This window comes from Agromyces sp. NPDC052230, from assembly GCF_040679595.1.
Lineage (GTDB): Bacteria > Actinomycetota > Actinomycetes > Actinomycetales > Microbacteriaceae > Agromyces.
Map to the genome: position 1 here is coordinate 108,187 of NZ_JBFAVC010000009.1, position 24,369 is coordinate 132,555.

Here is a 24,369-nt window from a genome sequence, read left to right on the forward strand (position 1 = left end):
CTGGCAGTTGTGCAAGCGATTACAGGTATACCCTGCGCACATGCTATTACCAAACCGGATGTTTCGTATCGATACCGGTTTGTGATCATCCTGTTGTTCGGCGCTTCTGCAAGCGTTTCCATGTCCTCGCCAGATGACGTACAGTTCTCCACATGACCTCCGAGTGGTGGCGCACTGCCGCGATCTACCAGATCTACCCCCGGTCCTTCGCCGATGCGAACGGCGACGGCATGGGCGACCTCGCCGGCATCGCCGCTCGTTTGAGCGACCTGCAGGAGCTCGGTATCGACGCGATCTGGCTCTCCCCGTTCTTCACCTCCCCGCAGCGCGATGCCGGGTACGACGTTGCCGACTACTGCGACGTCGACCCGCGGTTCGGCACGCTCGCCGACTTCGAGGCCATGCTCGCCGAGGCGCACGCCCGCGGCATCCGCGTCATCATCGACCTCGTGCCGAATCACTCGTCCGACCGGCACGAGTGGTTCCAGGCGGCCCTCGCGGCCGGGCCCGAAAGCGCCGAGCGCGCCCGCTACCTGTTCCGCGACGGACTCGGGCCGTTCGGCGACCTGCCCCCGAACAACTGGGAATCGGTCTTCGGCGGTCCGGCGTGGACGCGCGTCACCGAGGCCGACGGCACCCCCGGCCAGTGGTACCTGCACCTCTTCGACAGCTCGCAGCCCGACTTCGACTGGACGAACGAGGAGGTGCGCGAGGAGTTCCGGCGCATCCTGCGCTTCTGGCTCGACCGCGGGGTCGACGGGTTCCGCGTCGACGTGGCCCACGGCCTCGTCAAGGAGGAGGGCCTGCCCGACTGGACGCCCCCTGCCGACGCGGGCAGCATGGGCGGTGCCGGTGGCACCGCGGCATCCGGAGTCACCCTCGAACCCGAGATCAGTGACGAGCCCGACGACCACGCGCCGTACTGGGGCCAGGACGGCGTGCACGAGATCTACCGCGACTGGCGGGCGGTCCTCGACGAGTACCCCGGTGAGCGCATCCTGGCGGCCGAGGCGTGGGTCGACCCGCTCCCCCGCGTGGCCAAGTGGGTGCGGCCCGACGAGATGCACCAGGCGTTCAACTTCGCCTACCTCGAGACGCCGTGGGATGCTGCGGCGTTGCGCCAGGTGATCGATGCCTCGCTCGACGCATTCGGCGAGGTCGGCGCGCCCTCGACGTGGGTGCTCTCGAACCACGACGTCGTGCGCCACGCGACCCGACTCTCGGTGACGGAGCCGAACCCGCAGGGCCACGGCCTCGGGCCGCGCTCGAACGGCCTGCCGTCGTACGAGGCGGGGCTGCGGCGCGCGCGGGCGGCGACCGCCCTCATGCTCGCGCTGCCCGGTTCGGCGTACCTCTACCAGGGCGAGGAGCTCGGCCTGCCCGAGGTCATCCACCTCCCTGACTCCGCCCGTCAGGACCCCACGTGGTTCCGCACCGGCGGCGAGCGCTACGGACGTGACGGATGCCGCGTGCCGCTGCCGTGGGAGGCCGACGCGCCGAACTACGGCTTCGGCCCGGCGGGCGACCCGTGGCTGCCGCAGCCCTCGCAGTGGCGCGAGCTCGCGCGCGACCGCCAGCGCGGCGTGCCCGATTCGACCCTCTCGATGTACCGCTCGGGGCTTGCCCTGCGCCGGGAGCACGCGCTCGGCGCCGGCACGCTCGAGTGGCTGCCCGGATTCGGCGACGACGTGGTGGCGTTCCGCAACGGGTCGGTCGTCGTGGTGGCGAACGCGGGAGCGGCGGCGGTGGAGCTGCCTGCTGGCGACGTGCTCCTCGCGAGCTCCGAGCTCGACGGGCGCTCGCTTCCCGCCGACACGGCGGTCTGGCTCCGCGCGTAACGCGTGCAGCTAGTGCAGGAGAATTGCGGCGAGACCTCTCCTGGGCGGGGATAGCGCCCATTCTCCTTCACGAGCTGTGGGGCTCGAGCTGGGATGCCTCGAACGCGGGCAGTTCGCGTGCGGCGCGCCCCCAGCGATGCAGGCCGCGACGCACGAGTTCGAGCAATCGTCGGTGCGTGTCATCCCACTCGGCGGTGAGCATGCGATAGGACAGGCGCACGACGAGGTAGCCCCGCATCGCCAACTCGAGGTCCTGCGTGCGGTCGCGCTCGAAGTACTCGTCGGAGTGGAACGCCCGCCCGTCCAGTTCGACGATCAATCGATCGCCGACCAGGAGGTCGACATGCCGCACCCCCTCGATCAGCACCTGGGCTCGCACGGACACCCGGACACGATGGAACAGCAATCGCGCGATCGTCTCGAGGCCCGAGTCGCTGAGCGGCGACACGTGCGCCAGCTCGAACCGCACCCAGTCGGGCGCCAGCTTCCTGATCGACTCGAGCGCCTGCATCGGGAGGACACCTCGGTTCAGGGCCGACTCGAGCGCGATCATCGCCGGCACGGTGCCGACGCATCGGAACATCTCCGCAATGCTCCGCGGCAGGCCGTCCTGACCGAGACGGTCACCGAGGTCGGTGTCGCGGGAGGCATCCCGGTAGTGCACGCACACGCCGTGTGCCTCGCGATCGAGGCGGGTGCCGGCCTCGTCGGGCGACCGCAGCCGCGCCGCGGTCGCCGGGACCCGCACATGTAGACGCGAATCGTGGAGCAGCCAGAGCCCGCGCGCGGCGGCGACCGATCCGGCCGTGAGGGACCCGCCGACGCGAACCGCGCGGACGACTTGGGCATCGACGGGCGGCACGCCGTACCAGCCGCGCCGGATCCGGATGAGACCACCGAGCCGCACCGCATTCCGGATCTGCGCCTCCGTGAGGCCGGTCGACATGAGCCCCGACGCACGCAACACCCCGCCGTGACGCATCGTGAGTTCGGCCGGTGTCGGGTTCGAGGCATCCGATTCGCTCATGGGTCGACGATGGGACGGCTGACGCACTCTGCAGAGCGCGACCATGCCGCCGGTGCGAACCGATGACCCAGCGCCAGCTGTGGAGGACGAGTGCGCCAGCCTGCCTCAAGCTCGTGAAGGAGAATGGGCACCATAGTGCGCTGTCAGCGCCCCTCAGTGCACTTCTCCTGCACAAGCTCAGCGTGTAGCGCTGAGGGCCGCGGCAGCGACGTGCCGTCGCGCCCCCCTCCCGACGTCAGTTCGTGTTGGCGTAGAGCCACTCGAGCGGGTCGACCTTGGTGCCGTTGATGCCGCCGATGCGGATCTCGAAGTGGAGGTGCGGGCCGGTCGACATGCCGGTGTCACCCGTGGTGCCGATGGGGTCACCGACCTGCACGGTGTCGCCCACCTCGAAGCGCCGCGAGTCGTACTCCATGTGCGCGTACACGCTCGTGATGAGTTCCCCGTCGATGACGTGGTCGATCATGATGACGACCCCGAGCGAGCCGCCCGAGTCGGTCGAGTTGGAGACGACACCGTCGGCGATCGCCTGGATCTCGGCACCGAGACCGGGGTTGAAGTCCTGGCCGCCGTGGTTCGACGAGCATCCCCAGCAGTCGCGGTAGCCGAACCGGTCGCCGATGTGCACGCCGACCGCGAACGGCCACTGGATGGTGCCTGAAGGGTTGTTCGTGAAGGTCGCTTCGGGGCGGATGCCGGCGGCCCGCGCGTACTCCTCGATGGTCTGCGTCTCGTAGCCCTCGCGCTGCACGCTCTGCGCGACGATGTCGCCGTTCAACACCACGCGCTGGCCGTCGAGGGTCGGCCCGCCGGGGCTCGAGAGCGCGAGCGCCTGCACGTCGGAGGGCGTCAGCAGCGACAATGACGGGATCGTCGTGGCGACGGCGAGCAGGGCGGCGAAGCTCATCGCGACCAGGCTGGCCCCGAAGCGGCGGCCACCACGGCCGCGAGGGCTGGCGGATGCCACGGGGCGCGACTGGGGACGCGCCGGCACTCGCACCTGCACCTTCGCGGTGCGTGGCGCCGGCCCGGTGGTTGCGCGCGCAGCGTGCGGCCTGCGTCGGTCATCGCGGGGACGCTCGGCCCGGGTCGCGGGTGGCGGCGCCGACGCGACGGGCGGCTCGGCGGTGAGCCCGAACAGGTCGGTGGCGACATCCGTCGACAGGTCGAACGAGTCATCGCCGATCGGGCGAACCCTGCGGTCGAAGGTCAGCGGGGTCGCCGGCGTTGCAGAGGCCGTCGGGGTCGCCGCCGCAGGATGGGCGGGCTCGCTCGCAGGCGTGGCGGACGCATCCGTCGCGGACCACCGCGGATCGCCCGGGAGCGCGGAGGTCGACGCGGGCGGCGTGGGCACTGCGGTATGCGGCGCCGGGACAGCCGCCGCAGCGGAGAGGGCCGCGGCGAAGCCAGCGCTCGACCCGGCCGCTGGCTGAGCCGTCACCGACGTGGGGCCACCGGATGCCGCGGTTCCGCCGACGAGGGCGGCGAGATCAGCCGCGGTCGCAACAGGCGCGACCGGCATGTCCCCGCTCCGCCGGGGTCCGGCCGGAGCGGTCTTGCGGAACTTCATGGCCTTCTTCGACGAGGCGCCCTTCGCGCCCTTGGCAGCCTTGGCCGCCTTCCGGTCGGCGCGACTCCGGCGTTCGGAGCGTGACGAGGTCCCGCTGTCTGTGAGTTCGTCGTCGTCATCGCCGATGCCGGCGAAGAGCGCGTCGAAGCCGCTGTCCCGTTCGCGGCGCGGAGAAACGGAAGGAGCAATGGGAGAGGCCGAGCTGCGGCCGTTGGGGCGGTCGGCCTGCTCGGCCTCGGGAGTGCTGAATGGGGACTGGGTCTGCTGGTCGACGCGGCGCCGGGGAGCCGGCGCGGCCGGGGTGGCGGGTGCGGCGGTGAAAGCCGGATGCGACCCGGCAGGAGACGGATACGACGCGGCGGGAGTCGGAGGTGACCCGGCGGGGGTCGGACGCGACGCCGCGGGAGTCGGATGCGACCCGGCGGGAGTCGGATGCGACCCGGCGGGGGTCGGACGCGACGCCGCGGGAGTCGGATGCGACCCGGCGGGGGCCGCTCCGAAGAGCTCATCGAACCCGGGGCGCTGAGCCCGGGGCTGGGCCGCCCCGAACAGGTCTCGTCCCTCGGTGCGGGGCGTCTCGACCGGGCGTGCGACCTTCGAGGCGAACGCCTGCGGGGGCGCCGCCGACCACGCAGCCGACGGCGAGATCTGGACCGGGGCCGGGACGACGCCCCGTGAATCCTCCGCGGCACCAGCGTCGTGTCGCGCCGCCGCCTCTCGATCTCGGATCTCGCGTCGGGTCAGGGGTCGTTCAGGCCGCGGTGGGACCTGGGTGCCTGGCGCGAAATCGTCGGGCACGAGGGGGGACTCGGGCACGTAGGGGGCTTTCGGCGTTCGGGGACGGACGTGCGGAAGGAGGTGAGCATCACAGCCCTATGGCCGGGATAACGGATTGGTAAAGAGTAGCCGTTCTCAACAGAGTTCGCCATGCTCCGCGGCGTATTTCAGCGGTGGCCGGGCATTCCGGGTGCGGCATCCGTACTCGCACGGCTCCGTGGAGGGCCCGCAGAGGACTTAAGCCGCGCGCGTCAGCGGCCGTTCACGCGTCGACTCCGGCCGCCCGCAGCGCGGCCGAGAGCTCCTCATAGAGGCCCGGCGCCGCGCCGACGATCAACTCGGCGTTCTCCCGCCCTCCGCGGGGACCGCCGATGCGAGCACCCGCCTCTCGGGCGATGAGAGCCCCGGCGGCGTGGTCCCACGCGTTGAGGCCGCGCTCGTAGTACGCGTCGAGACGGCCGGCGGCCAGGGCGCACAGGTCGAGGGCAGCCGAACCGATCCGGCGGATGTCGCGGATGTGCGGCATCAGTTCGAGCAGCACGGCCGCCTGCTCGCGTCGCCGTTCGGCCGAGTACCCGAATCCGGTGCCGACGAGTGCCGAAGCCAGCGTTACGCCGGTGTTGACCGCCAGTTCGCGACCGGCGAGGCGCGCCCCTCCCCCGATGCTCGCCTCGAACAGCTCCCCGTTGACCGGGTTCACGACCACCCCGGCCAGCGTGGTGCCGCCCACGTCGCCGGCCGCCGCGCCCTCGACCACCGCGATGCTCACCGCCCACGCCGGAATGCCGTAGAGGAAGTTCACCGTGCCGTCGATCGGATCGACGACCCAGTCGAGGCCGCTGGTGCCGATGTGGGCCACGTCTTCCTCGCCGACGATCCCGTCGTCGGGCCGCGCCTCGAGGATCAACGAACGGATCAGCGTCTCGGTGTCGCGGTCGACGGCGGTCACGACGTCGGTCGGTGTCGACTTGGTGTCGGCGACACTCACGCCCGCGCGCCGGGCCTCCAGCGCGAACTCCGCGGCCCGTACGGAGATATCTCGGGCGAGGTCGAGTAGGGCGACTGATGCGGCGGATGCGGCGGATGCCTCGTGCTGGGTCATGCTTTCACGCTACCCTCGCCGCGGTCGACGACGAGCCCCCGCGCTGAGCCGCGGCAACGACATCCGAACCGCACGAACGACAACGGCCCCGGCGTGAACCGGGGCCGAAAACGTGGCGAGTGAGGGATTCGAACCCCCGAAGTCGTAGACAGCTGATTTACAGTCAGATCCCTTTGGCCGCTTGGGTAACTCGCCAGTCGCACCCGACCGCGTTCCTCACACAACCGGGGGCCTGTCAAGAATACCCGCGTTGCGGCGTGTCGAGAAATCGCCGCGGGAACGGCCGCGTCGCGGCATCCGCTCGCCTTTCGTGAACGCTGAGCGGATGCCTCGAGCCGCCGTGCGGGCTACGTTCCGTCGGGGTCCTCGGGCGGATGTGGGACGTCGCGGCGACCCCACGGCCAGACCCGGTTCGCGTGGAACGACGCCGGCGGGATGCCGTCGGACTCGGCTCCCGGCCACGTCTCGCTCCGTTCGGGCGGCGCCGGGGTCACCAGGATCGGACGGGTGCTGAGATCGTCCTGGTCGGCCGCCGGCCGGTGCGTCGCGGCGCCCGGCGACGGGGAACCGGGAGACGCCGCGTCGGATGCGGGTGGTGGCGGCGGCAGCGTGACCGACGCAACCACCGCCGGCTGGGCGGCCGGCAGGAACGTCGGCCGCGTGGGCTCGCGCACGGTCGTTCCGCGCACACCCGACCGCTGGATGACCCGCTGGATGGTGAGGCCGCGCCCGTTCGGGTCGCCGACGAACCGGATCTCCTTCAGGCCCTGGTCCTGCGCGGCGGACTCGAACACGAAGTGCCCGTACCCGAGGATCCGGCCGACGAAGGGCTTCAGCACCGACACGTCGAGGATCCGCGAGATCGGCATGGTCGCGATGTGCTGCGACAGGATGCCGTGCACGCGGAACACGCGCATGTTCGTGATGACGAAGCGATCCATGCGGACGCCGAGGATGCGCCAGAGCGCATGCAGGATGAGCGCCGGCGCTCCGAGCAGCGGGATCCAGTACAGCGCCTGCGGCAACCAGATGAGCAGCGACAGCAGCGGCAGCACGACCAGGAGTTCGAGGATCGGCTTGACGATCGCCGCCCAGTGCTTCATGACCTCGTCGATCACGACCTCGCCCTCATCGGAGATGAGGAACCGCTCGACCCGCGGATCGAACAGGCGTGCCATGGCTACGCGGCGAGCGACGTGAAGAAGCGTCCCACCGATTCGGCCGCGTTCCACACGGCGCCGAGCGCTCCCTGCACGGCGTTCGCCGCATCCTCAGGCCTGGTGACCATATAGAAGAGGGCGAACACCACCACGAGGCCGATTGCGATTCGCTTGACCCACTTCACGCGAACGTTCCTTTCGAGACGGCGATGGGGGCAGCCTGCCCCCATGGGCCAACCCTGAGCAACCTTTCTACCGCACGGATGCCCCGTCCGGGTGTCAACGCGCCGAATCGGCGGATGCCGCATCCGCGCGCTCGGCGGTGCCCTCGCCCGTGCCATGCCCGTGCCCTCGCCCGTGCCCCGGCCGTGCCATGCCCGTGCCCTGCCCGCCCTGCGAACGCCCGAACGGTAGGATCGAACGACGCCCACGCCCGCATCCTCGCGGTGCGGTGCGGCCGATTGGGAGCGCATGGCCGGCATCGAAGAGGTGGCGAAACTCGCGGGGGTCTCCACCGCGACGGTCTCGCGCGCGCTCAGCGGGCGGGGCCATGTGTCGTCCGCGTCGAAGGCGAAGGTCGTCGAGGCGGCGGCGCAGCTGGGCTACGTGGTCTCCTCGAACGCGTCCAGCCTCGCGTCGGGTCGCACGCGCAACATCGGCGTCGTCATCCCGTTCCTCAACCGCTGGTTCTTCTCCTCGGTGCTCGAGGGAGCGCAGCAGTCGCTGCTCCGAAAGGGGTACGACCTCACGCTCTACAACCTCTCGGGCGACGGAAAGGAGCGCGTCAGCGTCTTCGAGCACTTCCTGCTGCGCCAGCGCGTGGACGCCGTCATCGCGGTGTCGCTCGAGCTCACCGAGCGAGAGGTCACGCGCCTGCATGACCTCGGCAAGCCGCTCGTCGGCGTCGGCGGACCCATCCCGGGCGTGCGCACCCTGACGATCGACGACGTGGCGGTGGCCCGGCTCGCGACCGAGCACCTCATCGGCCTCGGCCACTCGCGCATCGCGCACATCGGCGGGCAGCTCGAGTTCGACCTCGACTTCCACCTGCCCACGAACCGCCGCCTCGGCTACGAGGCCTCGCTGCGCGACGCCGGCATCGACGTCGATCCTCGGCTCTTCGCCCCGGCCGACTTCACGATCAAAGGCGGGTACCACGCCGCAAAACAGTTGCTGGGCGTGCCGCGCGATCGCCCCACCGCGATCTTCGCGGCATCCGACGAGATGGCGATCGGGTCCATCCTCGCCGCCCGCGACCTCGGCCTCGTGGTGCCGCGCGACGTCTCGATCATCGGCATCGACGATCACGACCTCGCCGACTTCTTCGGCCTCTCGACGGTCGCGCAGTTCCCGCGACTGCAAGGCGAGAAGGCCGTCGAAATCCTGATGGAGCAGTTGGAGCCCGAAGCGGATGCCCCTGCGCCCGCCGCGACCCCGCTGCCCTACGAGCTCATCGTGCGCTCGTCGACGGCGCGGCCCGCTGACGCCGGCTGAGCCGGCGCGCGCCGCGGCGCCGGATCGACAAGTCGCAGATGCACGGTGGCACCGTGCTAACGCGCCCGTTCGATCCACGGGCCGCCCGCAGGGTTGGGTTGAGGGGCCGCAGCGCCGTCTCGACACCCGCGCCACGAGGCATCCGCCGCGCCGTGAAAGCGGCCCAGCCGCGACATCCGACCCCTCGATAGACTGGCGCGCATGGCAGATGCAACCTTCGACATCGTGAGCAAGGTCGACAAGATGGAGGCCGACAACGCCGTCAACCAGGCGCGCAAGGAGGTCGAGCAGCGCTACGACTTCAAGAACGTGGGCGCGTCGGTCGAGTGGTCGGGCGAGAAGGTGCTCCTCAAGGCGAACACCGAGGAGCGGGTGAAGGCCGTGCTCGAGGTGCTCGAGTCGAAGTTCATCAAGCGCGGCATCACGCTGCGGTCGCTCGACGAGGGCGAGCCGTACGCGTCGGGCAAGGAGTTCCGCATCGAGGTGGGGCTCAAGAACGGCATCGACAGCGAGAACGCGAAGAAGATCTCGAAGATCATCCGCGACGAGGCGCCGAAGTCGGTGAAGTCGCAGATCCAGGGCGACGAGCTGCGCGTCTCCTCGAAGAGCCGCGACGACCTGCAGGCAACGATGGCGCTACTCAAGGGCAAGGACCTCGACGTCGCGCTCCAGTTCGTGAACTTCCGCTGAGCGACGGCGTGATCGACGTGCCCGAGCTCGGGCAGTCAGGCGAGCCGACGGGCGAGCGGATGCCGCAGCCGGCGCAGCCCGGCGTCGACGTGCCCGACCGGCGCGGCCGCACGGGCCTCGACCTCGTCGGACGCGACCTCGACCGCAACCCGCGTGTGCGGGTGCGCGACGTGCGCGTGCTGACGTCGAACTGGTACGTGACGCGCGCGACCACGTTCGACTTCCAGCACGCCGACGGCCGGTGGACGACCGAGGAGCGCGAGACCTACGACCGCGGCGACGGCGCCACGATCCTCCTCTACGACGTCGCCGCTCGCACGGTGCTGCTCACGCGGCAGTTCCGCTTCCCGGTGTACGTGAACGATCACCCCGACGGCATGTTCATCGAGACCGCCGCCGGGCTCCTCGACGAGGATGACCCCGAGACCGCGATCCGCCGTGAGGCCGAGGAGGAGACGGGGCATCCGGTCGGCGAGGTCGAGCATGTCTTCGACGTGTATATGAGCCCCGGCTCGGTCACCGAGAAGCTCCACTTCTTCGCCGCGCCGTACCTGCGCGGCACGGTCGAGCACGGCTCGCGCACCGGACTCGCCGACGAGGGCGAGGACATCGAGGTGCTCGAGGTGCCCTTCGACGAGGCGCTCGACCGCATCGGCGTCGACATCGTGGACGCGAAGACCATCATGCTGCTGCACTGGGCGGCGCTGCGAGGGCCGTTCTCGTCTCAGCGTCCCGGGGCATAGCCCCGGCTAACCTGGCCACCGTTAACCTCCGGCGCGAAACGGATGCATCAGTCCCATCCGATGATGTCGACGGCGAGTGGCCGATCTCGGTGATGCGCGAGCCACTGGGCATCAGTCAATATCGAATGCAGTCACGACCGGAGTACCGTCACGGCGCCGGCATTCGCTTGAACGGTCAGTACCGCATCTGCTCAAGGTGAAAAATGGCGAAGTCGCACGATCCCATTCGGGTTGCCCGGCCCGATCGCCTTCGGCCGTGGCAGGACATCTGGCCACACGCTCGCGCCGGTGGCTACGCGGCGCGACTGACCGGCGAGCCGCGCGGGGCCCTCAAATGCGGGCATTGGCCAGGCGTCGTATCAGACCTAGTGTTGGCTTGTGAAAGCGCGACCCGAGGACGCCGGTGCGGATGCGTTGCCGGATCCGGCAAGGTCAGTCACACCTCGTCATCCCGGCGCCCCCTGGGGTGGTCTCGCTCTGGCGCTCGTGATCGCACTTCAGATCGCCGTCCCGACCGTTGCGCTGCTGCTTCCACCGCCCCAACGGTTCGGATTCCAGATGTATTCGGGCCTCGGGGGTGTCACGCTCAGCGTGGTCGACAGCGATGGCGTCGAGACCACGTTCGATGATACCGACCAGCTCGTCGGGAAATTCCGCCCTGAGATCGACTGGCTACCGTCCCTCCCCGAGGCGGTGTGCTACGCCATCCCTCATGCGGTCCGGGTGCACGCGGTGCAGGCGGACAGGGAGAGGACCGTGGAATGCGACTGACAGAGGTCCGAACCGACCCGCGACCCGTCGCGATCGCACGCATTGGCGTGGGCATGGCCACGATTCTCAACTCGATGGAGGCCTACGACATTCTCGAGTCCATCTCCCGGGGCAAGGTAGCGATGCCGGTCATCGAAGGCTTCCCCGCGCCGACGCTGCCCTGGCTGATAACGCTCCTGATGCTCGCGCTCGGTGCCGGAGTCGCGGTGACGGTCGGATGGAATACCGATAAGGCGGCGCTCGTCTCTCTGATGCTCGGCGTTCTCGTCTTGCTCTGGGACCAGCAGACCTACAGCAGTCATCGCCTTCTCGCGACACTCCTCATGACCTACCTCATCTTCGCGAAGTCGGGTACCGCCTGGTCGGTCCGACCCGATCCCGGGCGGCCGTCAGTCCCGTGGTGGCCACAGCTCCTCATGATGAGTCAGATCTCGGTCGTCTACCTCTTCTCGGCGCTCAGCAAGATGAACGTGATCTTCATCTCGGGCGGACCGCTCGCCGCATGGGTGTGGATCGAGTTGCCATGGCAGTTCTACACGGTCGCCGCAGCGATGACGGTGTTCGTTGAACTGCTCATCGCGTGCGGCCTGTGGTTCCCTGCCAGCCGGCGAATTGCGGTCCTGCTCGGACTCGGACTGCATCTCTCCATCGTCACGCTGATGAATCATGAGACGTTCGCGCTCCTCACATTCTCACTCACGTGTATCTCCCTCTACCCGCTCTTCCTGTTTCGGCCACGGCTTCGGGAAGCGAGACTCGCCACCGTCAGCGGCCCGGAGCGTAGCCCCGCAACCAGCGCGTGATGGCCGCGTACGCGGCGGCACGCACGGGCGCGGGTGAGAGGAACACGTCGTGCAGCGCGCCGTCGATGCGCGCGACCGACACCTCCGGGCCCAGCTTCAGCACGCGCTCAGCGATGTCGTCGACGACGAGCACGATGTCGCTCGAGAACATCGCGTCATCCCACCGCGGCTGGATCGTCGACCGTGCCGAGAGCAGTGTGAGTACCGGCGCACCGACATCGATGCCGGCTGCCACGGTCGCGTGCCCGGTGAGCACCGCCGTGAGCCACGCCGGGTACACCCGGAAGCTCCGGTCAGGGCGCCACTCACGCGAGTACTCCCATTCGCCCTCGTACTCCTTCGAGATGGTGCGCGTATAGAAGCCGAGGTCGATGTTCGGCATGGGTCCCATCGGGTTCACCCGGGCGCCCCAACCGACGACCGGCGCCAGCGCCTCGCGGCCGATCCGGCTGCCCTGGAACTCCAGCCACGGGCTGTTGAGCACGAGCGCGGCGGCGCGTCCCGGGTTCCGGGCAGCCCAGAGGCTGATCGTGAGCCCGCCGGTCGAATGGCCGAGCAGGATGAGGGGCCGAGCGGATGCCGCCGCGGCATCCGTCACCGTCTGCTTGCCTTCTCGCCCGTGCCCTATCACTTCAAGCGCGGCCTCGATGTCCGCGTCGTAGTCGGCGAGGTTCGTGACGTACCCGGGGGTCTGCCCCGGGCGAAGGCTGCGACCGTACTTGCGCAGGTCGAGCGCGAAGAAGCGCGCTCCGGCGGCGGACCAGAACTCGGCGAGCTCGTGGTTGAAGAAGTAGTCGCTCCAGCCGTGCACGTAGAGGACGTCGGTTCCGGATGCCTCCCCCACGGACCGTGCCTTCCAGGGCCACGTGAACCATGGCGCGGGCTTGGGCCGGTACCTCACGAGTGTGGCGACGACTTCGCCTTCATCGTCACTGCTGAGGCGTAGCGTGAGCTGCTCGAATGGCTCGCCGAGCACGTCCGGGCGCCATCCGTCGACGCGCTCCTCGGCCACGGCACCTCCCCTGCTCGTGTCTTCAGCCTAGGGAAGGCGGCGGCACCCCGCGGGCCTGGTCTACTCGCTGAAGGTCTCGATGAGGCCGACAACTGCAGGGTAGAGCAGCACTATGAAGAGCACGGGCAAGATCGCGAAGACGAGCGGGAACACGACCTTGATCGGCACCTTCATCGCCTTCTCCTCGGCGCGCTGGCGGCGGCGCACCCGCATTTCGCTCGCCTGGACGCGGAGCACGTCGGCGATCGCGATGCCGTACCGGTCGGCCTGTTGCACGGCCCGGATGAAGCGCTTGAGGTCGTCACAGTCAGTGCGCGCTAGGAGGGCCGAGTACGCGTCAGACCGGGACCGTCCAATCGACATGTCCTGAAGCGTGCGGATCAGCTCCTCGGAAAGAGGTCCGCTGCCCCCCTGTGCGGCCTTGGCCATCGCGCCCTCGAACCCCAAGCCTGCCTCGACGGCGATGGTCATTTGATCGAGCGTGTCGGGCAGGGCGATGAGGATTGCCTGCTGGCGGTCGTCGGCACGGCTGCTCAGTATGACCTCGGGAACCACGAAGATCAGGAGCGCGAAAACCACACCGACGGCCTTCTGGAGCGGACCGTCGCCGATGACCAGCGCCGCGACGGCGATGACAACGGCAACGAAGGTCAGCACAAGCCGCACAATGAGGAATCCACCGACGCTCCAGGAGCCGGCGCGGCCCGCGTAGATGATCTTCTTCTGAATCCAGCCCGTGTAGCCCGTCGGCATCACGGCCTCGAGGGTCTGCGAGAACGTCGCACGCTCGACGCGCTCTCGCTCGGCCTCGCTTGGTGGAGCGATGGCGGCGACCACATCGGCCTTCACGGGGATGAGCGAGAAGATCACGAAGGCCAGTACACCGAGGCCGATGGCCACGGCGGCGATTGAAACGATCGCGACGACGTTCATCGCTCCCCCTAGAATTTCACTCGCACGGCGAACATCATCCATAGCGTGCCGATGATCATGAGGACAACCGCGACGAACATCGCGATCCAACCGGAGATCGACTCGAAGAACGGCGCAAGGTAGGACGGCTGGAGCACCAAGATTCCGAGGAAGACACCGATCGGAAGCGAAATGAGGATGATCGCCGACAGACGTCCCTCGGCACTCAGCGCCTTGACCTGGCGGCGGATCTGGTTTCGCTCCCGGATGGTGGCTGCGGTTCTCTGCAGCGTCTCAGACAGGTTCCCACCGGTTTCGCGATTGATCGCGATCGCCTGCGCCGCCCACTTGAAATCGTCCGAGTGCATCCGCTCGGAAGTGCTCGCAAGTGCATCGCCGAGGTCCCGACCGATGCGCGACTCGTTCACTACCCGCGAGAACTCCTCCGACGTGGGGGTATCGGCGTAGCGAGCGACCGAGTCGATCGCCTGCGCAAGCCCATGGCCCGCCCGGAGGTTGCCGGACACGAGCTGGAGCGTGTCGTCCAACTGGTCAGCGAAGGCTGCGCGGCGTCGGCTTGTGCGCAACGACAGGTAGAGGTGCGCGAGCAGTGGCGCAAGAGCCGCGAAGACGATCGCCCACACGAGCGACCACCAACTTCCGAGGCCGACCAGGACGCCGGCGAGGGCGAGCACGGTGCCGAGGGCGAAGACCACGAGGACGAACGCCGAGGGCGTCATCCGAAGTCCCGCTAGTTCGAGTCGCGTCTCGCTGAATGCTCCACCTTGCCGACGGGACAATTTTGATTCGATAGTCGCGACGGTCTTGTCGGTGGCTTTCGTCAACGCCGAGACATGCTCGGTACCCGGCGCCAGGCGCCGTTCCAGCGCGACACGGCGGGCGGGCGGGGCGATCACGAGGAACACCATCGCGAACAACGCGAGGAGGGCGAGGATAACGCCAAAGGCGAAGAGGCTGTTCACTGGATTTCCCCGAGCAGACGACTCACGCGCGGGCGGTACTGGAAGATGCTCGACGGCACGTCGATGCCGAGGTCGATGAATCGGTCGACGAATCGGGGTCGCACCCCTGTCGGCACGGCGTGACCGCGAAATCGCCCGTCGGCGTCGACGCCGGCGGCGAAGTCGAAGGCGAATGCATCCTGCAGCGCGATCACGTCGCCCTCCATCGCCTGCACCTCGGTGACGCTCACCACGCGTCGCGATCCATCACGGAGGCGGGAGATCTGCACGATGACATCGATCGCCGACGCGATCTGCTCCCGGATCGCCCGGAGGGGGAGGTCCATTCCCGCCATGAGCACCAGGGTTTCCAGACGTGCCAGCGCGTCACGCGGTGAGTTTGCGTGAATCGTCGAGATCGACCCCTCGTGTCCCGTGTTCATCGCCTGGAGCATGTCGAGGCTCTCACCGCCACGCACCTCGCCGATGACGATGCGGTCGGGACGCATGCGCAGCGAGTTGCGCACGAGATCGCGGATCGTGATCTCCCCGCGCCCCTCGATGTTCGCAGGACGCGACTCGAGCCGGACGACGTGCTCCTGCTGCAGTTGGAGCTCGACGGCGTCCTCGATGGTAATGATGCGCTCGTCGCTGGGGATGAACGCCGAGAGCACGTTGAGGAGCGTGGTCTTGCCTGTCCCAGTTCCACCGGAGACCAGGATGTTGAGCTTCGCCCGGACCGCGGCGTCGAGCAGGGTCGACATCTCGCGCGTGAGGGTGTCGAACCCGATGAGGTCGTCGACCGTGTAGGGAGTTCGCGAGAACTTACGGATAGTCAGCGACGAGCCGTCGACGGCCAGCGGCGGGATGATGGCATTGACACGCGATCCATCCTCGAGGCGGGCGTCGACAAGCGGTGACGACTCGTCGATGCGTCGCCCGACGCGCGAGACGATGCGTTCGATGACCCTGCGAAGCTGCGCCTCGCTCGTGAAGCGGCTCCGGGACTCGAACAACTTGCCGTCGCGCTCGACGTAGACCTGGTCGAAGCGGTTCACCATGATCTCGCTGACCTGCGGGTCGTCGAGCAGCGGCTCAAGCGGGCCGAAGCCTAGGACGTCGGCCCCGATCTCCGTGATGAGGCGATTCCGCTCGCTCACGGTTAGCGCGACCTGCTCCGATTCCACGATGTGGCTGAGTTCCTCCCGCGCTAAGGCGTGAAGCTTCTCTTCTGTGAGGCTGGGATCGTTAAGCCGCGCGCCGATCCGGCGGAAGAGCTCTTGTGCCGCCCGCTCCTTCAGGTCGGCGAGTGCATCGACGACGAACTCAGGCTCCGGATTCCCGGCGAGCGCCGTCCACGTGGTCGTGTGCTGCTGCGGTGCAGCCGCATCGGTGTCGGGTTGCGCCCGTTCGTCGGCGATGTCGTCCACCAACGGTTCATGGGTCAGAACGGCGTCGAGGTTGGGTTCGGGCACTATGGATGCCCGATGTGCGCCGCGCACACGCTCGAGCCGATCACTCAGGCTCATCTGTTCCTCGTCTTCCTGTGAATACGTCGCCGCGTGGGCACGGCACTTGGTTCGATGCGTTGGACGACACTGCGGAGTGCCTTCGCTGCGGAGTCGCGCACGTCATGATGGATCAGCGGGATCCCGGAATTCGAAGCAAGCACCACGCCGGTGGAGCGCGGCACCTCGACGTCGATACCCGTCCCGAGAATGGCCTCCGCGTCTTTGCGCAGCAATCCCGTGTTCTTCTCCACGAAGTTGAGGATCACGTGCCGGTTGGCCGGCACGAGCCCTAGTGCGAGGAGGAGTTCGAACTCCTTGCGCAGCGCCCGGAGACTCGTGACGGTGAGGCTCGTCACAAAGACTCCGTCGGTGGCGTGTTCCAGAGCGGTCAGGGTGTGGTCGCCAAGTCCGGGCGTCGTGTCCACGATGACGTACCGGAACATCGTCGCCAACCGATCGAGCAGAGCACCCAGTGCGTCGCTTGTGACACCGTCGGCAAGTTCGGGCGACAACGGCGCCGGGAGCACGAAGAAATCGTCGTCGTGATGAACGAGAAGCGCCTTGAGTGCCACCTCCTCGTTTCCCGCGTGCACTGCGTCGGCGAGCGAGTACTGGGAGGTGAGCTCCAACGCGTTGGCGATGTCCCCGAACTGCACATCGGCGTCGACGAGGACGACGGAGTTCGGTTCGACCTCGGCGAGCCCCGCCGCCAGATTGATGGCAGTGGTCGTCTTGCCCTGGCCACCCTTGGGTGCGGCGACCACGATGACCTCGGTACGAACGTTCTCGGCGATCGGCGGGAGCACCCATTCCTGGGCAGGAGCCGCCTCCATGACTTCCTCGCTCGCATCAGATGCCGCTTCCGACATCGTCAGCTGGTCGGCCGCGAGATTGACGAGCTCGACGGGCTCATCCGTCGCCGCATCCAGCTCTGTTTCGCCGGCGTCCAGGTCAGGAAGCCGCCCCGACGCGGTGAGCCACCCGTCGAGGCGGTCAATCAGGCTCTCGGTCGTCGCGTCACTCGCTTCGGGGCTCAGCACGGCATGGATCTCGATGCCGTCGACCCAGTCCTCGAGATCTGATCGTTGTTCGCGGACGACGATCAGGCCGATGCCCGGGTGCTTCTCGCTCAGCGCGGTGGTGAGCGACTTCGTCTCCTCGAAGCTGAGGAGCGGGCCGAGCAGGGCGACACGAGGCTGCCGCTTGATCCGATCAACGACTGCATCGGCACCGAAGGTGAGGTACTCGCCGGGCACCGACTGCAGTTTCGCGCGCAACAACCTGCGGAGTCGCGTCTCGTACTCCGCGCTGCGGCTGACCAGGAGAAACCGAGTCACCCGTAGATGTTCTCTCCGGTACGACGCGTCGACCCGGACTGGTCGGCAGTCTCGGGCTCGAGCGTAAGCCAGAGACCGCCATTGCCGTCCGCCTGCTGCTCGGCCGCGTAGGCCAGCTTCTCGATCTGAGGTGTGGTCGCGGCGAGCGTCACCATGAAGGCACTGACCACCGTGACATCAGGCTCGGACTCGCCGCTCCCAGCCGCAGCGGTCGTTCCTGGCGCCACCCGCGTGACGAGCATGCGATGGAACATGAACTGCGTCTCGGCAGTCTGCGTGTTGATGGCGTTGCTGTTGGTGTTCGACGTGTAAACCACACCGACCGTGCTCCCCGGGGTCACACCACCAGCCACGACGCGCTCGACCGAAAGCGCGATCGTGATTTCCTGCATGCCTCCCGGCACGAGGACCTCGCCGCCGGCCGCGAGTTCCTGCGGGTCCGAGAACCGAGCTTCGATGAGTTGTTCGCCGGGGAGGAGCGAAGCGTTGGCCACGAGCCCCTCGAGGTCGACGAGATTCGTGACGATGCCCGGCTGGATGGCTATCGCAGGAAGCTGATCGATCTCGATGAACTCGGTGATCGACTCGCCGGGCGTGCCGTGCGGAACCGCGGTCGTCACGACATAGACGTCGCGGAATTCGGCACCGTTGGCGGCGCGCTGGTCCGCTCCTTGGACGTAGAAGAACAGCGCCGCCGCCCCGGCGACTGCGAGGATGATCGAGACGATCGCACCGATGATCCGGGTCATCCGAGTGCCTTTCTGTAGGGAGGGTGGTCGGGCGCACGACCCGGGCTCACGAAGTGCGGAGGGTCAGCCTGACGATCGCTGCTCCGGTGCCGGGGCCGGAGCCGCTCCCGAGCGCAAAGGCGTCGCTGACGGAAACGAACTTCATGAAGTAGCCCTGAAGGCCGCGACAGGAACCGGCACAGCTCGGGGCATCGGGGTCGATGTACGCGTTCCCACCGCTGAGCTTGAATCCTGTGATCTTGAATGCCGCGAACTGCTGGATGTGGAACTCGACGTTCGAACCGCCCGCGCCCCTGAAGTCGTCGTAGATCGGGATGAAGACGGTATCGGCTCCCTCCTCCAGGTAGGACGCGAGGTATTCATCGCTGCATCCCGTGTTAGCTGTGCTGTTGCCCGGCTTGCTGAGAACCCACGGGTCCGCGACGTCGATCTCGATCGAGCAGTTCGTCGAGGGCAGCCAACCGAATCCGCCCGGGGCAAATGCGCCGGGGCAGTTACGCCTCGTATCGGTCTCGTACTGGACGAGGATCTTCGTAGGATTCAGAACACCCTCTTGAGGCGGGTGTTCGGCGAACTCGCAATAGCCGATCGCCAGAGCAAGCGTCGGACCGCGTACCGGCACGCCCCACTCCGCGGCTCCCTCGGCGTAGACCACGGTCGAATCACCGATGCCAGGAATCATGGAGGCCAGCGGATGCCGCACGCCGAGGTCTTCGGTCTTCGTCACAGCGGTGACGAGGTCTGTCGTCGTGTTCACCTGGACGTCATGAACCACGGCGATGCCGTCGTTCGAATCGTTGCCGCCCGCGATCGCGCTCGGATCCCCCGACAGGCAGGCGGCTGCCGCCTCGTCTGAGGCGCACGCGATGGCAATCTGGAGCGCCGCCGCATCGGCGCCGTTCTGGAGCTCCGCCTTCTCGGCGTATAAGGCACCGACGTCGACAGCGATGCCGCCGAAGCCAAGAATCGGGATCAGCAGCAGCCCGAACATCACGGCGCTGGCACCGCGCTCCTGACGCACCCATCGGATCATCCGCCGCATGGCATCGCTCCCTCGCCCGTAAGGGCGAATGTCGTTCCGAACCAGCCGGTCAACAGGCTCGCGTTGTAGTTGATCGTCACCGTCATCGTGGCTCCGACGGCGCACGCGGTAGGGCTGAACGCAATGTTCGCGGCCGTCAGCGCCGGATTCAGCGCCGGGGACGCGGCGATCGCGGCATCGACCGCGTCGGCTTGATCGTTGCTGATCGCCATCACGCGAACGGCCGACCGCGCGGCGTTGGTCAAGGAGATCTGCTCGTTGTAGAGCCGGCTGAATTCGATGATCCCGAACAGGATGAGCAGGAGCGCAGGCACGATGAGTGCGAACTCCACAGCGGCAGCGCCAGAGTCGCGGCTCGCGCGGAACGGTCGTCTCTTGTGCTTCATGCTCACTTCTCCGAACGGCGATGCGGACCCCGAATGCTCGGGGTCCGCTTCGACTCGCTTGATCTGATCAGGTAGCAGGAACGCCACCGAGCGAGGTGCCGACTCGTCCGAACATGCCGTTCAGCGCGGCCACGAGCACGCCGAGACCAACGATGATGCCGAGGGCCACAATCGCAATGATGAGTCCGTACTCAGCGGCGTTGCCGTCTTCCTCGGTACGCAGGGAGTTGATGAGCGCATGCATGCGCGAATATGCCTTGAGCATTTGCAGGTCCTTCGGGGGTTCGGGGGAAACGACGTGCCACCGGCGACCACCGGCGGCTGATTGAAGCTATCGGCGTGATCGCGTGCTGTACCACGCCCCCCTTCGGGGGACGAACGGGGAGATCTCTCCGCCTCCGGCCAGGATCCGCGGAAACTCGGGCCACAAGGGCCGTCATGTCACCCGCTCTGGGGGCAGGCCCATGTACCCCGAACGGTATCTATCCCCCGACGAAGAGGATCGCGATCAATGCCCCCATCAGCATCGACGGCCCGAAGGGGATCGACCCTCGAAGGGTGACCCGCCGCAGCAGCAGCGCCGCGATCGCGAGGACCCCACCCACCACGAATGCCGCGAGCAGGCCCACGAGCCACGCGCTCAGCCCGAACCACCCCAGCACGAGGCCGATCACGAGCGCGAGCTTCACGTCGCCCATGCCCATCCCCGATGGCGCAATGAGGGCGAGCAGGAAGTACAGCGCGAACATCCCCGCGGCGCCCGCCACCCCCCAGAGCAGCGGCCACCACGTGCCGGCCGCCCACGTCGCGGGCAGCAGCAGCACCCCCACAACGCCCAGAGTGGGGAACACGACCGCGTTCGGCAGCCGCTTCTCCGCGAGGTCGACGAGGGTGAGCACGGTGGCGGATCCTGCAAAGGCGAGCAGCGCGGGCAGGATCCACGAGACGCCGAAGCGCAACGCGAGCACGCCGAACGTGAGCGCGGTGAGCGCGGCGCCGGCGATGCGGATGGTGCGCAGGGGCATCCGCTCGCCCTTCATCGAACGTGCCGTCCATGCCGCGAGCGGCCACCAGCCGAGGAGACCACCGACGAGGGCCGCGCCCAGCGTGAAGAGAACGTGGGCCACGGGCATGAAGTGCAGCGTACTGGCCGAAGCCCCCTACGCCTCGCCGCGCGAAATCGTCACCATCTCGTCGCGGGGCACGACCTTGATGCGCTTGCGCCCCTCGGCCGACCCGAGGGCCTGCTCGTGCTCGTCGAGGCGGTGCCAGCCGTCGAGGTCGGTCCACGCGATGCCGCGCGACTCGAGCATCTCGATCACCGACTCCTCCGACGGCGCCTCGGGGCGCCACCAGTTGCCGAGGTCGTTGATGACGTGCTTGATGGTCTCCATCGCGTCGGACTTGGTGTGACCGATGAGGCCGACGGGGCCTCGCTTGATCCAGCCCGTGGCGTAGACGCCGTACATCTGCCGAGGCTCGCCGGTCTCCTTGTCGCGCGTGAGCACCTGGCCCTCGTGGTTCGGGATGACCCCGAACCTCTTGTCGAAGGGGATGCCGGGGAGGGGCGAACCGAAGTAGCCGACCGCGCGGTACACGGCCTGAACCGGCAGCTCGCGGATCTCGCCGGTGCCCACGACGCCGCCCTCACCGTCGGGCGCGGTGCGCTCCCAGCGGATGGCGCCCACGTGCCCGTTGCCGTCGTCGACGATCTCGAGCGGCTTGGCGAAGAAGTGCAGGTGCAGGCGTCGCGAGGCTTCCCCGACCGATCGCTGGCGCCACTGCTGCAGCACCTTGTCGATGACGAAGACCTGCTTGTTGCCCGCGACGGCCGCGCGAGCGGCCTCGTCGTAATCGAAGTCCTCGTCGTAGAGGATCATGTCGACGTCTCGCAGCTCGCCGAGCTCGCGCAGTTCGAGCGGCGTGAACTTGACGGAGGTCGGGCCGCGGCGTCCGAAGACATGCACGTCGGTCACGGGTGAGTTCTTGAGCACCTCGTAGACGTTCTGGGGGATCTCGGTCGGCAGCAGGTCATCGGCGTGCTTCGCGAGGATACGCGAGACGTCGAGTGCCACGTTTCCGTTGCCGATGACCGCCACTTCCCGCGCGTCGAGAGGCCAGTCGCGCGGGTAGTCGGGGTGTCCGTCGTACCAGCTCACGAAGTCGGCCGCGCCGTAGGATCCGTCGAGCTGAACGCCCGGCAGGCTGAGTGACGCATCGCGCACGGCGCCGGTGGAGAAGATCACGGCGTTGTAGTGCTTCTTCAGGTCGGCGAGCGTGATGTCGGTGCCGAAGCGCACATTGCCGAAGATCCGGATGTCGCCGCGGTCGAGCACCTCGCGGAGGGCCGAGATGATGCCCTTGATGCGCGGGTGGTCGGGGGCGACGCCGTATCGAACCAAGCCGTAGGGTGCGGGGAGCTGATCGAACAGGTCGATCGAGACGTCGAAGTTGCGTTCGGCTTTCAACAGGATGTCGGCGGCGTAGATTCCGGCGGGGCCGGCGCCCACGATCGCGAGCCGCAGTCTGTTCCTCGTCACGTTCCTGGTCTCCATCAGCTCTGTCGCTCCACGATCGTCTCAGCGAATCGTGTGAGCGCCTTCTTCACGCTTCCCTCGGGCAATGGGGCGAGCGCCGCGACGGCGTCGCGGGCCCAGCGGTGGGCCTCGGCGAGCGTAGCGCGAGTGGCTTCGTGTTCCCGCAATTCGGCCACGATCGCGTCGACCGTCGCGCGCGAGGGCACGATCCGCGAGGCGAGCGTGTTCGTGTCGTGCGGGTCGCCGGCGTCGGCGGGGTTCGCGGCCACGATGACGTCACGGCGGATGCGGGCGAGCAGGTCGGCGGATGCGGCATCCGTCTTCGCGAGCTCGGCGAGCCGCAGGATCGGCAGCGTGACGACGCCGGCGCGCAGGTCGGTGCCGGGCACCTTGCCGGTCTCCTCGGGCTGCGGCGACAGGTCGATGACGTCGTCGATGAGCTGGAAGGCCACGCCGATCTTCTCGCCGAACTCGACGATCGGGGCTTCGAACCCGGGGTCGGCGCCCGAGAACACAACACCCGACTGGGCCGCGGCGGCGATGAGCGATCCGGTCTTGTCGGCGAGCACCTGGATGTAGTGGGCGATCGGGTCTTCGCCGCCGGTCGGGCCGACCGTCTCGTGCAACTGCCCGAGCACGAGCCGTTCGAACGTGTTCGCCTGCAGGCGGATGGCCCGCTCGCCGAGGCTCGCCATGAGCTGGCTCGCCCGCGCGAACAGCAGGTCGCCCGTGAGGATCGCGACCGAGTTGCCCCACACCGTCTGCGCGCTCGGCACGCCACGGCGTCGCTCGGAGTCGTCCATCACGTCGTCGTGGTACAGCGAACCGAGATGCGTGATCTCGATCGCCTCAGCTGCCATCACGACGTCGTCGGTCACGCCGGCGCCGAGCTGCGCGGTGAGCAGCGTCAGCATCGGCCGCACCCGCTTGCCACCCGCCTCGAGCAGGTAGCGGGTCGAGACATCCGCGATCGAGTCCGCGAAGCTGACCTCGCGCATCAAGCCCTCTTCGACCCGTTCGATGCCGGCGTCGATCGCCTTCGCCATCGCCCGGTCGGCGGATGACGCGAAGACGCGTTCGCTCAGGCCCAGGTTGGCGGCGAGCGCGGAGCCTCGACGGGCGACCGGGTGGCTCGGTTTCACGCGGTCAAGCCTACCGGTGCCGACATGGCGGGTTTCGAGACGCTGCTGTGCACCTCCTGCGAGGAGTGGGTCTTGCGGCCAGAGTAAACATGCGTTTACTCTGGTGAACATGCGTTCGCAGCAGTTGCTCTCCGAGGGCGACCTCTCGACCCGGGCGAGGATCCGCCAGGCGGCCGTCGCCCGGTTCGGCCGCGACGGGTTCGATGCGAGCCTGCGCACGATCGCACGTGATGCCGGGGTGAGCGCCGCTTCGGTCGTGAAGACCTTCGGCTCGAAGGAGGCGCTGCGCGACGAGTGCGATGAGTACGTCTTCGCGGTCATCCGCGACGGCAAGCGCTCCGTGATCGCCGCACCGTCTGGTGCCCCCGGCGCGTTCATCGGCCAGTTGGCGCGCATGGACGAGTACCGGCCGCTCATCGCCTACGTGCTTCGCACCATCCAGTCGGGGGGCGACACGGCCCGATCCTTCATCGAGCACATGGTGGAAGACGCCCTCGGCTACGTTGCCGACGGCGTCGCTGCGGGCATGGTCGTGCCGAGCCGTGACGAAGAGGCACGCATCCGATTCCTCATCGGCGCCACCCTCGGCAACCTGCTTCTCGCGCTCGCCACAGAGCCCGACCCGAGCGCCATCGAGCGCGCCGAGTTCTGGGACCGTGCGCTCAACGCGCTCACGCTCCCGGCGCTCGAGGTCTACACCGAGGGCTTCCTCACCGACCGGGCGATGCTCGACGCCTACCTGCTCTACGTTCCCGATCCGCCGACGGATTCCTCAGGCGTCCCCGCCTGACCGTTATCCGACTC

Annotated in this window: 24 protein-coding genes and 1 tRNA gene; 7 read left to right on the forward strand and 18 right to left on the reverse strand. The window is 68.1% G+C overall.

Features of this window, described 5'->3' with window-relative positions; all coding sequences use genetic code 11:
- Positions 1-152: 152 nt before the first annotated feature.
- Complete coding sequence (locus tag AB0K73_RS18650; protein WP_360518103.1) at positions 153-1,838, forward strand: glycoside hydrolase family 13 protein; 1,686 nt, start codon at positions 153-155, stop codon at positions 1,836-1,838.
- A gap of 67 nt (positions 1,839-1,905) precedes the next feature.
- Here the strand turns inward: AB0K73_RS18650 and AB0K73_RS18655 are convergent, their stop codons facing one another.
- From AB0K73_RS18655 to AB0K73_RS18680, 6 genes are all read right to left on the reverse strand, one after another.
- The gene (locus AB0K73_RS18655) at positions 1,906-2,865 is read right to left on the reverse strand and encodes a type IV toxin-antitoxin system AbiEi family antitoxin domain-containing protein (RefSeq protein WP_360518106.1); all 960 of its coding nucleotides are present in this window, start codon (positions 2,863-2,865) and stop codon (positions 1,906-1,908) included.
- Between the two features lie 235 nt (positions 2,866-3,100).
- Positions 3,101-5,251: a peptidoglycan DD-metalloendopeptidase family protein gene (locus AB0K73_RS18660; RefSeq protein WP_360518109.1), complete on the reverse strand. Its 2,151-nt coding sequence runs from the start codon at positions 5,249-5,251 to the stop codon at positions 3,101-3,103.
- A 223-nt stretch (positions 5,252-5,474) separates the two neighbouring features.
- Positions 5,475-6,314, reverse strand: a complete 840-nt coding sequence (locus tag AB0K73_RS18665; protein ID WP_360518112.1) for an inositol monophosphatase family protein — start codon at positions 6,312-6,314, stop codon at positions 5,475-5,477.
- Positions 6,315-6,427: 113 nt separating this feature from the next.
- A tRNA-Tyr gene (locus tag AB0K73_RS18670) sits at positions 6,428-6,509 on the reverse strand.
- A 152-nt stretch (positions 6,510-6,661) separates the two neighbouring features.
- Positions 6,662-7,492, reverse strand: coding sequence for a PH domain-containing protein (locus AB0K73_RS18675; protein WP_360518115.1), 831 nt, complete (start codon positions 7,490-7,492; stop codon positions 6,662-6,664).
- 2 nt (positions 7,493-7,494) lie between these two features.
- On the reverse strand, positions 7,495-7,659 hold the full coding sequence (locus tag AB0K73_RS18680) for a hypothetical protein (RefSeq protein WP_360518118.1): 165 nt from the start codon (positions 7,657-7,659) through the stop codon (positions 7,495-7,497).
- Positions 7,660-7,945: 286 nt separating this feature from the next.
- On the opposite strand from AB0K73_RS18680, the gene AB0K73_RS18685 reads away from it, so the two are divergent.
- The 5 genes from AB0K73_RS18685 (at position 7,946) to AB0K73_RS18705 (ending at position 11,975) form a co-directional block, all read left to right on the forward strand.
- Positions 7,946-8,968: a LacI family DNA-binding transcriptional regulator gene (locus AB0K73_RS18685; RefSeq protein WP_360518121.1), complete on the forward strand. Its 1,023-nt coding sequence runs from the start codon at positions 7,946-7,948 to the stop codon at positions 8,966-8,968.
- Between the two features lie 201 nt (positions 8,969-9,169).
- The gene (locus AB0K73_RS18690) at positions 9,170-9,658 is read left to right on the forward strand and encodes a YajQ family cyclic di-GMP-binding protein (RefSeq protein ID WP_360518124.1); all 489 of its coding nucleotides are present in this window, start codon (positions 9,170-9,172) and stop codon (positions 9,656-9,658) included.
- 8 nt (positions 9,659-9,666) lie between these two features.
- Positions 9,667-10,401: an NUDIX domain-containing protein gene (locus AB0K73_RS18695; protein ID WP_360518127.1), complete on the forward strand. Its 735-nt coding sequence runs from the start codon at positions 9,667-9,669 to the stop codon at positions 10,399-10,401.
- A 378-nt stretch (positions 10,402-10,779) separates the two neighbouring features.
- Positions 10,780-11,172, forward strand: coding sequence for a hypothetical protein (locus tag AB0K73_RS18700; protein ID WP_360518130.1), 393 nt, complete (start codon positions 10,780-10,782; stop codon positions 11,170-11,172).
- A 74-nt stretch (positions 11,173-11,246) separates the two neighbouring features.
- On the forward strand, positions 11,247-11,975 hold the full coding sequence (locus AB0K73_RS18705; RefSeq protein ID WP_360518132.1) for an HTTM domain-containing protein: 729 nt from the start codon (positions 11,247-11,249) through the stop codon (positions 11,973-11,975).
- Here the strand turns inward: AB0K73_RS18705 and AB0K73_RS18710 are convergent.
- From AB0K73_RS18710 to AB0K73_RS18765, 12 genes are all read right to left on the reverse strand, one after another.
- Positions 11,938-12,987 (reverse strand): alpha/beta hydrolase, encoded by a 1,050-nt coding sequence (locus tag AB0K73_RS18710; RefSeq protein WP_360518135.1) that lies wholly within the window; start codon positions 12,985-12,987, stop codon positions 11,938-11,940. The two genes, AB0K73_RS18705 and AB0K73_RS18710, sit on opposite strands and share 38 nt — an antisense overlap.
- Before the next feature lie 60 nt (positions 12,988-13,047).
- A complete protein-coding gene (locus AB0K73_RS18715) occupies positions 13,048-13,920 on the reverse strand; it encodes a type II secretion system F family protein (RefSeq protein WP_360518138.1) in 873 nt (290 codons plus the stop codon).
- Between the two features lie 8 nt (positions 13,921-13,928).
- Positions 13,929-14,882, reverse strand: a complete 954-nt coding sequence (locus AB0K73_RS18720; protein ID WP_360518141.1) for a type II secretion system F family protein — start codon at positions 14,880-14,882, stop codon at positions 13,929-13,931.
- Entirely contained in the window at positions 14,879-16,390 is a 1,512-nt protein-coding gene (locus AB0K73_RS18725; RefSeq protein WP_360518144.1) for a CpaF family protein, read from the reverse strand. Before AB0K73_RS18725 ends, AB0K73_RS18720 begins: the two co-directional genes overlap by 4 nt.
- Positions 16,387-17,412: an AAA family ATPase gene (locus tag AB0K73_RS18730; protein ID WP_360518147.1), complete on the reverse strand. Its 1,026-nt coding sequence runs from the start codon at positions 17,410-17,412 to the stop codon at positions 16,387-16,389. Before AB0K73_RS18730 ends, AB0K73_RS18725 begins: the two co-directional genes overlap by 4 nt.
- 293 nt (positions 17,413-17,705) lie before the next feature.
- Positions 17,706-18,458: an RcpC/CpaB family pilus assembly protein gene (locus AB0K73_RS18735; protein WP_360518150.1), complete on the reverse strand. Its 753-nt coding sequence runs from the start codon at positions 18,456-18,458 to the stop codon at positions 17,706-17,708.
- Between the two features lie 46 nt (positions 18,459-18,504).
- Positions 18,505-19,500: a TadE/TadG family type IV pilus assembly protein gene (locus AB0K73_RS18740; RefSeq protein ID WP_360518153.1), complete on the reverse strand. Its 996-nt coding sequence runs from the start codon at positions 19,498-19,500 to the stop codon at positions 18,505-18,507.
- Positions 19,488-19,886, reverse strand: coding sequence for a TadE family protein (locus AB0K73_RS18745; RefSeq protein ID WP_360518156.1), 399 nt, complete (start codon positions 19,884-19,886; stop codon positions 19,488-19,490). The genes AB0K73_RS18740 and AB0K73_RS18745 overlap by 13 nt, the downstream gene beginning before the upstream one ends.
- 67 nt (positions 19,887-19,953) lie before the next feature.
- Positions 19,954-20,151, reverse strand: a complete 198-nt coding sequence (locus AB0K73_RS18750) for a Flp family type IVb pilin (protein ID WP_364775683.1) — start codon at positions 20,149-20,151, stop codon at positions 19,954-19,956.
- Positions 20,152-20,368: 217 nt separating this feature from the next.
- Positions 20,369-21,019, reverse strand: a complete 651-nt coding sequence (locus tag AB0K73_RS18755; protein WP_360518162.1) for an A24 family peptidase — start codon at positions 21,017-21,019, stop codon at positions 20,369-20,371.
- 27 nt (positions 21,020-21,046) lie between these two features.
- A complete protein-coding gene (locus AB0K73_RS18760) occupies positions 21,047-22,426 on the reverse strand; it encodes an FAD-dependent oxidoreductase (protein ID WP_360518165.1) in 1,380 nt (459 codons plus the stop codon).
- A 14-nt stretch (positions 22,427-22,440) separates the two neighbouring features.
- Positions 22,441-23,565 (reverse strand): polyprenyl synthetase family protein, encoded by a 1,125-nt coding sequence (locus AB0K73_RS18765; RefSeq protein WP_360518168.1) that lies wholly within the window; start codon positions 23,563-23,565, stop codon positions 22,441-22,443.
- A 109-nt stretch (positions 23,566-23,674) separates the two neighbouring features.
- On the opposite strand from AB0K73_RS18765, the gene AB0K73_RS18770 reads away from it, so the two are divergent.
- Positions 23,675-24,355, forward strand: a complete 681-nt coding sequence (locus AB0K73_RS18770) for a TetR family transcriptional regulator (protein WP_360518171.1) — start codon at positions 23,675-23,677, stop codon at positions 24,353-24,355.
- The last annotated feature ends 14 nt before the right edge of the window (positions 24,356-24,369 follow it).